This is a genomic window from Rhizobium sp. NZLR1 (assembly GCF_017357385.1).
Lineage (GTDB): Bacteria > Pseudomonadota > Alphaproteobacteria > Rhizobiales > Rhizobiaceae > Rhizobium.
Genome location: NZ_CP071637.1, coordinates 186,140 through 198,600 on the forward strand (window position 1 = coordinate 186,140; position 12,461 = coordinate 198,600).

General features: G+C 57.0%; 11 protein-coding genes and 1 pseudogene. 7 read left to right on the plus strand and 5 right to left on the minus strand.

Annotation, left to right across the window (positions count from 1 at the left end; genetic code table 11):
* Positions 1–443: 443 nt before the first annotated feature.
* The 7 genes from J3O30_RS32670 (at position 444) to J3O30_RS32700 (ending at position 8,153) form a co-directional block, all read left to right on the plus strand.
* On the plus strand, positions 444–830 hold the full coding sequence (locus J3O30_RS32670) for a RidA family protein (protein ID WP_207585978.1): 387 nt from the start codon (positions 444–446) through the stop codon (positions 828–830).
* 14 nt (positions 831–844) lie between these two features.
* The gene (locus J3O30_RS32675; RefSeq protein WP_207585979.1) at positions 845–2,458 is read left to right on the plus strand and encodes an NAD(P)/FAD-dependent oxidoreductase; all 1,614 of its coding nucleotides are present in this window, start codon (positions 845–847) and stop codon (positions 2,456–2,458) included.
* Positions 2,459–2,476: 18 nt separating this feature from the next.
* Positions 2,477–3,658, plus strand: a complete 1,182-nt coding sequence (locus J3O30_RS32680; RefSeq protein ID WP_207585980.1) for an acyl-CoA dehydrogenase family protein — start codon at positions 2,477–2,479, stop codon at positions 3,656–3,658.
* Complete coding sequence (locus tag J3O30_RS32685; RefSeq protein ID WP_207585981.1) at positions 3,655–4,482, plus strand: polysaccharide deacetylase; 828 nt, start codon at positions 3,655–3,657, stop codon at positions 4,480–4,482. The genes J3O30_RS32680 and J3O30_RS32685 overlap by 4 nt, the downstream gene beginning before the upstream one ends.
* A 121-nt stretch (positions 4,483–4,603) precedes the next feature.
* Complete coding sequence (locus J3O30_RS32690) at positions 4,604–6,127, plus strand: class I adenylate-forming enzyme family protein (protein WP_246762916.1); 1,524 nt, start codon at positions 4,604–4,606, stop codon at positions 6,125–6,127.
* A 32-nt stretch (positions 6,128–6,159) separates the two neighbouring features.
* Complete coding sequence (locus J3O30_RS32695) at positions 6,160–7,596, plus strand: amidase (protein ID WP_207585983.1); 1,437 nt, start codon at positions 6,160–6,162, stop codon at positions 7,594–7,596.
* 83 nt (positions 7,597–7,679) lie between these two features.
* Positions 7,680–8,153 carry a MaoC/PaaZ C-terminal domain-containing protein gene (locus tag J3O30_RS32700; protein ID WP_207585984.1) on the plus strand — a complete coding sequence of 158 codons (474 nt, stop codon included), beginning with the start codon at positions 7,680–7,682 and terminating at the stop codon, positions 8,151–8,153.
* 148 nt (positions 8,154–8,301) lie between these two features.
* On the opposite strand, the gene J3O30_RS32705 is transcribed toward J3O30_RS32700, so the two are convergent.
* From J3O30_RS32705 to J3O30_RS32725, 5 genes and pseudogenes are all read right to left on the minus strand, one after another.
* Positions 8,302–8,907: a TetR/AcrR family transcriptional regulator gene (locus J3O30_RS32705; protein WP_221166899.1), complete on the minus strand. Its 606-nt coding sequence runs from the start codon at positions 8,905–8,907 to the stop codon at positions 8,302–8,304.
* Positions 8,908–9,198: 291 nt separating this feature from the next.
* Positions 9,199–9,858 (minus strand): amino acid ABC transporter permease, encoded by a 660-nt coding sequence (locus J3O30_RS32710; protein WP_207585985.1) that lies wholly within the window; start codon positions 9,856–9,858, stop codon positions 9,199–9,201.
* Positions 9,855–10,427 carry an amino acid ABC transporter permease gene (locus J3O30_RS32715; RefSeq protein ID WP_348651600.1) on the minus strand — a complete coding sequence of 191 codons (573 nt, stop codon included), beginning with the start codon at positions 10,425–10,427 and terminating at the stop codon, positions 9,855–9,857. The genes J3O30_RS32710 and J3O30_RS32715 overlap by 4 nt, the downstream gene beginning before the upstream one ends.
* A gap of 68 nt (positions 10,428–10,495) precedes the next feature.
* On the minus strand, positions 10,496–11,290 hold the full coding sequence (locus J3O30_RS32720; protein WP_281438276.1) for an amino acid ABC transporter ATP-binding protein: 795 nt from the start codon (positions 11,288–11,290) through the stop codon (positions 10,496–10,498).
* An 899-nt stretch (positions 11,291–12,189) separates the two neighbouring features.
* A pseudogene (locus J3O30_RS32725) lies at positions 12,190–12,390 on the minus strand (transposase); the annotation flags it as partial.
* Positions 12,391–12,461: the final 71 nt, after the last annotated feature.

Below are 12,461 nucleotides of genomic sequence, written 5' to 3' on the forward strand. Positions count from 1 at the left end.
GACGTCAAAATGTTTGACCAGCACGACCGAAGTGGTATCGTCTGCCGATAAGAACAAAAAAAGGGGCTCGCATGCAGACCGACGAGAACAAAACGCAGGCTGTCCATGGCCGCGGAATGATATGGCCCTGGAGCTCCGGCTCACCCGATGACATTCGCTGGGCGACTTTGCTCCTAAAGGCTCTCAGCTTTCTCCTTCGAAGGACCGCCGCTGCCGGGCGCTTTGCCTCCGACCCTGTACGGGCTGCCTCTTCGGCGGCTTGGTGGGCAGCGTCTCGGTCGTAGACATTCGCGTTTAACAGCGCGATTTCGTTCCAAAGCCAGCTCGCTCGAAAAACTGACGATCAAGTATTTTTATTTGTACTATCAGTCAGATTTGCTGTACATCTGGGACTAACGGAATTATCGTCAGGATAACACCGACAGGCTTGAAGGAGTTGCATGATGTTGACCGCAGTGAACCCGCCAGGAAGCGCGTGGCCCGGCGTTTCGCAAGGCGTTATCCTTAAGGGTAGCGGCGTTTTCGTTTCGACAGGGCATGTTGGAACCGACGCGGCCGGCGAGATCATCGTATCTTCGCCGGAAGATCAGATCGTCGCGTTGTTCGACAACCTAAGGGCGACGCTGACCGCCGCTGGCCTGGAGTTTGGCAACGTTGCGCGGATGACCTGCTATGTCAAAAGCTTCGACGAGACGACGATGGCGACCTTGCGTTCCGTCAGAGCCCGTTACTGGAACCAGGACTGCCCGCCCTCAAGCGTGATTGTTCAGGCGGCCCTCTACGATCCCCGCCTGCTGGTCGAAGCCGAAGTGCTCGCGGTCGTCCCGTAATGCCGGAGGTCTCGATGAGAAAGTTCGATGTAATCGTCATCGGCGGTGGCCATAATGGTCTCGTCTGTGCGTGCTATCTCGCAAAGGCCGGACTGAAGGTTTGCGTCGTGGAACGGCAGCCGTTCGTCGGCGGGGCTGCGATCTCCCGCGAGGTCTGGCCGGGCTTTACGATCTCTGTCGCGTCCTACTGGATGAGCATGCTGCAGCCGAAGATCATGCTCGACCTCGGGCTCCAGGAAAATGGCGTTGAAGTCATTTCTGTCCCTCCGAGCTTTCATCCGTTCGACAGTGGAAAGAGCATTGTCTATTGGCCCGATGAGCAGCGCTTCGTCGAGGAACTCGCACAGTTCTCGAAAAAGGACGCCGAGAACTATCCGAAGTTTGCCGCCCATATGGCCGACATCATTCCCTATATCCGCCGGCTGATGTTTGAGACTCCGGTGGACCCGATGACCGGCAAGATCAAGGACATCACAAAGGCCATGTCGCTTGCCTGGCGGCTACGCGACATCGGTGCCCGCGTCTATGACATCTGGGACCTGCTCACCCTCAGCGCTGACGATTATCTGCGCCGCTGGTTCGAAAGCGATGAGGTTTTGACGGCATTCGGCAGTTATGCATCGGGTTCGGCAGGTCTGATCAGCCCGAAGACCCAAGGCTCAGCCTACGTGCTCGCGAGACCTTACCTGCGCGACAACTCGACATCTGCTGGCGGAGGCGGGCTGATCAAAGGCGGCATGGGTTCGATATCTGAAGCGCTTCTGCGTGTCGCCAAGGCTCACGGCGTCGAGGTCTTGACCGGTGAGAAGGTTAGGAAAGTCGCTATCAGTAACGGCAAAGCCGTTGGCGTCGAACTCGAAAGCGGCCCGCATCTTATAGCCAAGACGGTCGTCTCAAACGCTGGCGCGAAGATGACCTACTTCGACCTGATCGGCACAGAACACCTTTCGGACGCCGTCAAGGGCCAGGTCGAGCGCCATCGCACCAAGTCGATTGCCTTTAAGATCAACCTCGCCTGCAATGCATTACCGCGATGGACGGCCTACGACAGCCGCAGACTAAACGAGCCGAACCCAGGCTCTGTCACACTTGCTGAAAATTCCGACGAGCTGGAAGATGCGTTTCACACCGCTCAAAACGGTGAGATGGCCAAGCATCCCTATCTCTGGATCACCACGCCGAGCGCCTTTGACGAGACCGTCGCCCCTGAGGGCAAGCATGTGGTTCAGATCATGGGCGGACACGTCCCCTACAAACTCAACGGACGTGAGTGGGACGAGGTAACGAAAAAGGAATTGCTCGATATCGTTGTCGCTCAGATTTGTCGCTACGCGCCCGGTTTCGAAAAAGAAGTCCTGCACGCCCAGATCCTGACGCCAAAGGACATCGAGGAGATGTTTGCCATGGTTGACGGGCATGTTCACCATGGTGAGATGAGCCTCGACCAAGTGTTCTTCCGCCGACCGATCCAGCACTACGCCGACTATCGTACACCGATTTCTGGGATGTACATGTGCGGCGCAGCCTGCCACCCGGGCGGCGGCGTTAACGGCGTGCCCGGTCACAATGCGGCACGTGAAATTCTCCGGGACCTCGGCAAGGCGTTTCCGGCCAAGGTTCGCCCATAGGGAGGCAGTGGACGGCAGATGAACTACGAGCAATTTACGCCCGAAGAAAACGAAATCGTCTCCACCGTGGAGCGGTTCATCGAAGAGCGCGTCCGGCCAGATGTCATGGTCTTTGAGAGAGACGGCATCTACCCGCAGGCCATTGTCGAGGAGATGAAAGAGCTTGGTCTCTTCGGGATCGCGGTTCCAGAAGAGTTTGGGGGCCTCGGCCTCAGGGTTCCGGTCTTTGCCGCCGTTATGGAGATTGTCGCGCGCGGCTGGACCACACTTGCAGCCTATATCAACAGCCATTCGACAGTGGCCTATGCGATAGCGTCGCACGGAACCGGCGAGCAAAAGGAAAAATACCTACCGGGTCTAGCGACGGGCGATTTCAGGGGCTCGCTTTGCTTGACCGAACCGGGCTGCGGATCTGATCTCCAGGCCATTCGCGCGAACGCGGTCGACCGGGGAGGGGCCTACGATCTGACGGCGAGCAAAACCTACGTTACAAATGGCGACAAGGCGACGCTCCTGCTGACGCTGGTCAAGCATCCAAAGGAGAGCCCGGAGGCAAAACAGAAGTTCAGCCTGCTTCTCGTCGATAAAGCCGCCGCCGGCGTGACCGTGACCACAACGTTCCACAAGATGGCCTTTGGCTTGGTCGATACCGTGCAAATCGAAATGGACAACGTCGCCGTTCCCAAAGCGAACCTGCTCGGTGCTGCCGAAGGCAAGGGTTTCCATCAATTGTTCGATTCTCTTGAGATCGGCCGGATTGCGATTGCCATCAGCGCGGTCGGTCTTGCTGCAAATTCACTCTCTGAAGCAAAGCGCTACGCATCGGAGCGCGTCACCTTCGGTGTGACGATCGACAAGCACCAGGCAATCCAGTTCAAGCTGGCGGACATGGCGACGAAACTCGTGACCGCGCGTTTGATCACCATGGAAGCAGCCTGGATGAAGGAACGCGGCGGGCGTTGCGACATGATCAGCGCAATGGCGAAAATGTACGCCAGCGACGCGGCGGTGGAGATCGTTCACGACGCCGTCAAGGTTCACGGGGGCGCCGGCTACATCCAGGAATATGCAGTCGAAAGGCTTTACCGCGAGGCGTTACTTTATACGATCGGGGAAGGCACGAACGACATCAACCGGATCGTCATCTCTCGCCGCATCAATGGCGACGAAGAGCAGACCTATCTCGGACTTGTGCCATGACCACCGTTTGCCTCACCTTCGATTTCGATGCAGTCTCGCTATGGATCAGTTCGCTGAAGCAGACCACGGCCAATCCGATGTCTCGCGGCGAGTTTGCCCCGAGGGTCGGGTTGCCCAGGGTCTTGGCGCTCCTGTTGGAAAAGGGCGTGAAGGCAACCTTTTTCGTGCCGGCACACACTGCGGTCTCGTTCAACGCCGAGACGAGGCGCATTCTGGACGACGGCCATGAGATCGGGATCCACGGATACTGTCACGAAACGCCGGTTGGCTTGAGTAAGACCGATGAGGCATCCCTCCTGGATAAAGCGATCGCCAAACTACGCAATGCGCTCGGCCAGGATTTTACGCCGGTCGGATACCGCTCGCCCGCCTGGGATCTGTCGGAGAATTCGATCGCGCTGCTCGAAGAGCGGGGCATTGTCTACGACAGCAGCCTGATGGCCGACGACTACAAGCCATATTGGGCCTCGAGAGGCTTTCAAGTCTCGGAAGAAGCATACCAGGCAGGTCCAGCGTCCAAGGTGGTCGAGATTCCGGTTGCCTGGGAGCTCGACGACTTTCCGCACTTCATGTTTTTGAACAAGCCGCTCTATCTCGGCATGCGAACCCCGGCTGAGGTCTACGAGCTCTGGCGCGAAGAATTCGATTTCTCGGCCACGATCGAAGGTTCGGTATTCACCTTGACCATGCATCCCGAAATCATCGGCCGCGGCCCGCGCATGGCAATGCTGTCGCGCCTGATAGACCACATGAAATCGACATCGGGCACGACGTTCTCGACGGTTGCAGATGCGGCCCGACATTGGCGGGTGCGATCTCATTAGCCTGCCTAAGGGCCAGTTGCGCCCGCCGAATTGGGCGCGACGGGACAGTCTTTCTTCTGACAGGTCCTCAGGGCCAGTGACAAAAAGCGATATGGCCGTTATCGCAAACGAGGGTTTGAACGTGACAGACAATTCCGCAGCGCCATTTCCATCCGTCTTTGCAGCCCTTGAGGCTTCGGTTCGGACAAACCCTGACAAGGTGGCTGTTATTTTTGAAGATCAGTCCCTGAGCTACCGGCAATTGCTCGAGAAGGTCGACAACACGGCGCGCCATCTGCTGGCGCTTGGTATAGGCAAAGGCGAAACCGTTGCCGCATTTGCGCAAAACCGCCCTGAGCTGATTTATTGTTACTATGCTGCGGCCAGATTGGGAGCAATCTTCGTGCCGCTCAATCCAAACCTGACGCAAAGCGAAGTCAAATACAGCTTCCGACACAGCGACGCAAAAATCCTGTTCTACGACGACTTGGTCGCCGATACCGCCAAGGGCGCAGTCGCTGCAGAGGCGCTCGTCCCCATGAGCCGGTTAGGAAACGTTCTGCCCGCAACGGAAATCGCCGCGCCATCGGTCGAGCCGGACGACGACTTCCTGATCATTTACACGTCCGGCTCAACAGGAGCGCCGAAAGCAATCATTCTTGATCACAAGGCGCAGATCAATTGCCCGATCGCCCTGGCAAGGCTATGGGGCGTGACGTCGGCCGACAGGACGCTTGTCGCGCTGCCGCTCGGCTATCTGTATGGACTCTCGACCGCCGCTGCAGCGGGACTGCAGGCAGGCGGGACGGTAATCATTCTTCGCCGCTTCCACCCGCGCGACGTCCTGGAAGCCTTCATCGAACACAAGGTTTCGGTATTCCACGGTGTGCCGACTATGTTTTCCATGATGCTTGAATATTGCGAGCAACGTGATCTCAAGTTCGATCTGAGCAGCGTGCGCAAATTGATCTGCGCCGGCGCCCCCCTCTCGGACGAAATGGCCCGCCGTTTCGAGGGCAAGTTTGCGAGATCGCTGGAAAATTACTACGCGCTGACCGAATGCACCCCGGTCTTCGGACGGTATTTTGATGACGCACACGCTCTCCCTGATGGCTCGATCGGTCGGGCGGCGCCCGGCGCGATCGTCAAGATTATTCGCTCAGATGGAAGCGAGTGCGCCGTGGATGAGGACGGCGAGCTCCTTGTACAGGCAGCCGCCACGATGAAGCGGTATTTGAAAAATCCTGAGATGACGCAGGCCTCTATGACCGATGGCCTCTTTAGAACAGGGGATCTCGTCAAGCGCGACGAAGACGGCTTCTTCTACATCACCGGCCGCATTAAGGAGATCATCATTCGCGGCGGGGCGAATATCTCGCCCTCCGAGGTCGAAAAGGTATTGATCGCTCATCCAGGTGTCCAGGATGCGGCCGTCATTGGCGCAACTGACCGCATCTTCGGGGAGATCCCAGTCGCAATTGTCGTGCGCCGTCACGGATCGGAGGTGACGCAGGACGAGCTCATTGCGCATGTCGAAGCCACTTTGTCCGACTTCAAAGTGCCACGCACGATCTTCTTCGAGCCAGTCCTGCCCCAGGGAAAGACTGGAAAGACCGACAAGAAGCTTCTGAAAGAGCGTTTCGAGCCGCTTTTGGCAGCTCGCTGACTAGCCAGTGATCAACCTCTTGGAGTGATGCGATGGACCGTTCGCAATATCGATCCCTTGATGGCCTGAGCCTTGCCTCTTTGCTTCATTCCCGGCAAGTCTCTTCTGCAGAACTGATGCGCTGTGCGCTGGTCCTGGCCGAAGACTGCGACAACGAGTTTAATGCGCTTTGCTATGTCAGGCCGGAAGAAGCCTTAGCTCAGGCGGAAACGTCCGAGCTTAGGGGGCAGTTTGGTGCCCTGCCGTTCCTGTTGAAGGATTCCGGGCTTGCTTCGACGACCTTGCCGTCCAGTGTCGGCTCCCGCCTGTTTGCTGGGCTCAAATCACCGATCAACGCGACGCTGAACGAGCGGTTCATTTCCGATGGGTTTATCTCCTTCGGCCGCACGACAGTTCCGGAATTCTGCATGGCGCCGACAACGGAGGCCGTGCAGAACTCGGGTCCCACGCTCAACCCCTGGGACAAGACGCGGTCGGCGGGTGGATCGAGCGGTGGTGCTGCGGTCGCAGTCAGCACGGGTGTTGTTCCGATCGCCCATGGCAGTGACGGGGGCGGTTCGATCCGCATTCCTGCCGCCTGCTGCGGTGTCTTTGGTCTGAAGCCGTCACGCGGGCTGGTGCCGCTCGGACCATCCCGCGGGGAGGCCTGGGGCGGCCTTGCTGCCGACGGCGTCCTGACCAGGACGGTGCGCGATACAGCAGCCGCTTTGGACGGCATTGTTGGTATGGAGATCGGCGCACCCTATGCTGCCCCGAAGGTTCCGGGAAAGTATCTGGACCTGCTTGATGTCGCGTTCGACCGGCCGCTGAGGATCGCCACGTGGACGCAAGCTTTCGACGACATCCCCGTCGCGAATGAATGCATTGCGGCCGTCGATCAAGCCGCCCGGCTCTTGGCGTCCATGGGGCACGAGGTGGTGTCGGCTCCGCTTCCGGATCTCAAATACAAGAGCTTTCTTCGCGCCCATCAGGACGTCCTTGCCGCAAGTGTTACATTGACCGTCAACGGCAAGCTGCGGTCGAGCCCGGACGCGGCCTGGCGCGAAAAGCTTGAGCCGGCGATCGTCGACGCCTACGACATCGGCACCACCTTGAGCGCGGAGACATACGCGCTTGCCATCAACCGCTTTCATGCGCTTGCCCGGCAAATGGAAGTCTACATGTCCTGTTACGATTTCGTATTGTCGCCGACGCTGACGCAACTTCCCGCCAAGCTCGGCATAATGACGATGGAGAGCGACTTCAGGACGTTCCGCAACCGTGTCGGTGAATACACGACGTTCCTGGCGATCATCAACGCCTCCGGTCAGCCGGCCACCAATGTTCCTCTATACTGGACAGAGGACGGTATTCCTGTCGGCATCCAGTTCATCGGTCATTTCGGCAAGGAATCCGAGCTCCTTCGCCTCTCGGCCCGGCTGGAAGAGGCCGCGCCCTGGATAGATCGCTATCGAGGTCGGGTTTCATAAACCAAATCAGAACAATAGCTTGACTATTTTGACCAATAGGTCGAAAAAAAGACTAACAAGTATTCTAATCTTAAGGAGAGGTTATGACTGGCGAACTCAAGGTAGGGCCGAACGCAAAATTCTTCGATGATTTCGAGGTCGATCAGAACTGGATCACGCCGCGTCGCACGATTACCGAAGCCGACATCGTCATGTTCGCGGGTATGACGGGTGACTTTAACCCGGTCCACACAGACGAGGAATTTGCAAAGACAACACCGTTCGGCACACGCATTCTGCATGGGCCCGCAGTCTTCGCGATCGCGACCGGCCTTGAATTTCGTCTGGGCTTGAAGGAAGGAACCGCAATCGCCTTCCTCGGCATGACCTGGAACCTAAAGGCTCCCGTCAAGATCGGTGACACCATTCATGTCTATCAAAAGGTCGCCGGCGTTCGCGCCACCAGCAACCCGGCGCGTGGCATCGTCAACTTCTGGGTCGAGGTCCGCAATCAGGAAGGCACCGTTTGCCAAGAAGGCGAGTGGAAGGTCATGTTCCACTCAAAGGCTGCTGCTTGATCTGACAATCGAGGCTCCGCTTTCGTCGTTCGAAGCGGAGCCTGTTCGATTGTGAGCCATCAGAACCCAAGCATATGCAGTGACGCGGGCCGGCCAAAGATATGCTGCTTCAGGGCGTTGAACAAAGCTTGGCTAGTTGGATTGGCTGCTACGCCTTGCAGCCGTTTAGAATGATCTCGACATAATGGTTGGCGATGTCGTTCGGTGAAAGCTGTCCCTTCGGCTTGAACCATGCGTGCGTGAAATTGCACATGCCGATGATCGAACTGACGATCAGATAGGTCGGGATGTCGCGGAAGATGCCTGCTTCCACGCCTTTGACGTAAGCGTTCTTGAAAAGCTGGTCATATTCCCGCTTGCGCTTGACGATGATTTTCTGCTGATCATCGGTCAGTTCACCCTGATCACGGAAATAGATCGCAGTCCAGGCCGCGCGACCCATGACGTTCAGCGCATGTTTGCGGATCATTGCACCCAGAAGCTCGTCAGCGGGCAAGTCCGTCTCGATGATGGCGACCATATCCTGCCACCAGGCTTCATGGATACGCTGGAAGATCTCCCACAGGACCTGATTCTTGTTCTTGAAATAATAGTAGACGACGGACTTTGTGTAGCCCAGGCTTTTTGCGATATCGTCGATGGTGACAGCGCGAATGCCGGTCTCCGCAAAAAGTGTAGCAGCAGCAGTCAGGATTTCCTCCTGAACATAGGCTTGCTTTTTCGCCTTCAGCTCTTCCCGCACTTTCAAATTCATCTTTGCCTCGTGCTCAATGTCTAACGATCGTCGCCAGCTCAAATGGTTTCGGATGGGTTGGCTTGATTCCGGCAGTCGCGGCAGTGGCGTGATTGACCACTTAGCGCAACGCAAACTTACAAAATTTTTGACCAATCAGTCAATTGATTCGGACTGATCGGATTAAAAATTGGGCGGATTGCATGTGGCAACGAACGCAAAAGCAACATATTCGATATCCCGGCGGTCTTGGAGCCCGTTTGGACTCGTCGCCGAGAAGCGAAGGCCACCTCGAGTGGAGGTTCCCAGGGTCTAGGCCGTATGCCGGCCAAGCCGCCTTTCAAGCGACGACACGAGAATTGTTGCCGGAATACAGATGGACGCATAAAGCAGGCCCGCAAGTAGAAGGATCGGCAGATACTGGAACGTGGTGGTGCCGATCATATAGGCCTGCGACAGCAGTTCCGGCAGAGCGATCGCAAAGCAAAGCGACGTGGCCTGGAGCATAAGTATCGCAAAGCCCAGCAGGGCAGGGGCCGCTACGCGAAGTCCTTGCGGGACGATCACATAGCGAAGCGCATCGAGTGATGTGAAACCCACGGCCACGGCGGCTTCCTTCTGGCCGTGGGGAACGGCCTGCAGTCCGGCCCGAATGATCTCGCTGGTATAGGCCGCGGTCGTCCAGGATAAGGCAGCGGCGGCAGCGGCAAAGGATGTCAGACTGATACCAGTGCTTGGAAGGCCGTAATAGGCAAATTGCAGCAGGATGAGTGCTGGTGCACCGCGGCCGATCTCGACCACGAAAATCGATATCGCGCGAGCGAACATTGATTTTGCCTGAACGCCCAATGCCAGTATTAATCCCAGCGGAATGCCGATGAACAGGGCGACCCCCGTCACCTCAAGGCTCACAAGAAGCCCGTCGACCATCGTTGGCAGGTTTTCTTGCCAGAAATCGATAAGATCGCTCATCGGGCCACCTTTGCACGCATGACGCCGTCACTGTAGCGGGCGAGAGCCGCAACAGGCAGACTGATGAGAATGTAAAGCAGGCCGGCGACCGCAAAGACCTCGAGACCTTCGAAATTGCGGCGCGACACGAAACTGGCCTGGAAGGCGACTTCTGTGACGCCGACCGTCGAGGCAATGGCTGAATCCTTCAGGAGCCCAATAATGTAGCTCGTCGCTGACGGAAGGATGACCCGGATCAGCTGTGGGGCCATGATGTCGAAAAATACCGACCAACCCGGCATGTTCAGCGCGCGTGAGGCTTCCCACTGCCCGACATGGATGCTCTTCAACGCGCCGCGATAGATCTCGGCCATGTTCGCGCCAGTGATGACGCCCAGCGCAACGATCGCAGACTCGACCGGGCCGACCTGAAGGTATCCAGAGCCAATTCCGAAATAGAGGAAGAACAGGCATACGATGGGCGGAATCGACCGAAAGGTCAAAATGAGTGCAGTTGCAAGCGCGCGAAGCAACCACGACCGCGACACTTTCATGGCACAGAGTGGGAGCCCAAGCAGCGCTCCGAACACGAACGCCCCGATCGTGATGGCGATCGTCCAGGGAATGCCACTCAAAATGATAGCGAATGATTCTGCGTTCATCGGTTCTTGACCGCCTGTAGAAAGCGTTGCGCCCGCTCCGTCTGAGGGTTGCGCATTAGCGATTCGCTCGGACCCTCTTCGAGGATGCGGCCATCGGCCATGATGATCACACGATCGGAGACGGTTTCCGCGAAGTGCATCTCGTGGGTGACGACGATCATGGTCATTCCACCCTCGGCAAGCTCCTTCATGACGGCGAGGACTTCCAGACCGAGTTCCGGGTCGAGTGCGGAGGTCGGCTCGTCGAACAGCATGATTTTCGGGTCGAGAGCAAGCGCGCGCGCAATCGCGATACGCTGCTGCTGACCACCCGAACACCGCACGGGATACTGATCGCCTTTGTTCTCCAGCCCGACACGTTTGAGAAGGGCAAGCGAGCGCCTGTCGGCTTCGGCCTTGCTACGGCCGAGCACACGCTGCTGCGGCAGGCTGACATTGGCCAGCACCGACATGTGCGGGAAAAGATTGAACGATTGAAATACCATGCCGGCGGCGCGCCGAAGTTCGGTCAGTTGCTTTTTCGTGGCAGGACGCTTGGCATCAACGCTGATGCCGGCGATGCGGATCGAGCCCTGTGTCGGCGGCTCGAGCTGATTGAGGCATCGTAGAAGCGTGCTTTTGCCAGAGCCACTCGGCCCGATGATGGCAACGACCTCACCCGTCTTCATGGTAAAGTTAATATCTTCCAGGACCCGATGTGTTCCAAAGGACTTTTCGACGTTCGAAACACGAAGGATTTCCTCTGCCTGTTGCGATTGCTCGGTCCGGGATTGCTCATTCATCGAGGACATTCTTTCGACCTGCCGGTTTCGATTAGGCCCTGGCTGATCTGATCCACGAGAGCGGGAACTGCCTTCGAGGCGGATGATTTCGGACAAAGTTCAACTCCCTTCAGTCACTCCCCATTCGTCCCGATTATTCTTTTCTGATCGGAGAGTTTTAAAAACTGACGTACGAGTATAAATACATATCCAGCTAGGGTTTGCAACGCACATTTTCCAAAATACTCTGTCGCATTCTCGACAGTCAAAAGGGGGAGCATAAGGAGTTGTGGGGCGCTCAGAGGCTACTGAGAGATACTAGGCCTTCGAGCGGAAGACATCAGGGCTCCTTTCGCTGCATTGAATTCACTTCCGTTACCTGTTGCCCCATGAACCCTCATGCTCCCCAAAATATGAATGGCCTCCCCCAGCGTAAGCAGCTCGACATCATCTTTCATGGAAACGAGAAAATTAGAGCGAGCCTGGACAGCGATTACGGTATTCGGAACGACATCGCGCACAATAATCAGCGTCCTCCCGCAAAGGCTATGGATATAGCCACGTGGTTGGAAGACTTGGAGGACCTCGTAGACAATTTCTGATGCGGAGAAATGTGCCAGATCCCTAAACGTTCCGTGACATCGCGGATGGCCTACTCGCGCAGCAGCTGCTCGAATTAAGCTTCTTTGCCCTTGGCTCACTGGAGGTATTTCTTCCGGCATTGCGGTGCAGCTCAGGTCAATGACCTGCAGTCAAGGCCAAGCTTCGCCTCGGCCAATGTCACCGTTCCCTCAACTATCTGTTAAGTATCGAGGAATGCCATTGATGGCCGATCAATTCATCGGGATCAAGGTAACGTGAGATCGTGTAGGTATTTCGGGTGGATAGTACTGCATCGTGCGATTCGTTCGGTTCACGCCATTCGGACTCGCAATTGCGAGTTTGGATTTGCCGGAGATGCGCTGCAGCGTGTCCTGCCAGAGTTTGTAGAGATCTGCGACAATCGCGGTCGAGGCCTCGTGGCGCGCCGCACGGCGCCCATCCGGGCTCTGTCCACGCACTTTCTCTTCAATTGCCCAGAGCCGAGCCATCTTTTTGATCGTAACTGTTGCTACTTTCGTGCTGCCGCTATTGCTATTTCCGATCGGCCAGCGGCCTTGGCAGGGACAGTTTTTCCTTCAATACTCTACAAAAGAGATCG

Bases quoted from the DNA above. Each gene is read 5' to 3' on its own strand.
- J3O30_RS32710 (WP_207585985.1), bottom strand. From the start codon at position 9,858: ATGAGCGATCTTATCGATTTCTGGCAAGAAAACCTGCCAACGATGGTC.
- J3O30_RS32685 (WP_207585981.1), top strand. From the start codon at position 3,655: ATGACCACCGTTTGCCTCACCTTCGATTTCGATGCAGTCTCGCTATGG.
- J3O30_RS32705 (WP_221166899.1), bottom strand. From the start codon at position 8,907: ATGAATTTGAAAGTGCGGGAAGAGCTGAAGGCGAAAAAGCAAGCCTAT.
- J3O30_RS32675 (WP_207585979.1), top strand. From the start codon at position 845: ATGAGAAAGTTCGATGTAATCGTCATCGGCGGTGGCCATAATGGTCTC.
- J3O30_RS32700 (WP_207585984.1), top strand. From the start codon at position 7,680: ATGACTGGCGAACTCAAGGTAGGGCCGAACGCAAAATTCTTCGATGAT.
- J3O30_RS32680 (WP_207585980.1), top strand. From the start codon at position 2,477: ATGAACTACGAGCAATTTACGCCCGAAGAAAACGAAATCGTCTCCACC.
- J3O30_RS32720 (WP_281438276.1), bottom strand. From the start codon at position 11,290: ATGTCCTCGATGAATGAGCAATCCCGGACCGAGCAATCGCAACAGGCA.
- J3O30_RS32695 (WP_207585983.1), top strand. From the start codon at position 6,160: ATGGACCGTTCGCAATATCGATCCCTTGATGGCCTGAGCCTTGCCTCT.
- J3O30_RS32670 (WP_207585978.1), top strand. From the start codon at position 444: ATGTTGACCGCAGTGAACCCGCCAGGAAGCGCGTGGCCCGGCGTTTCG.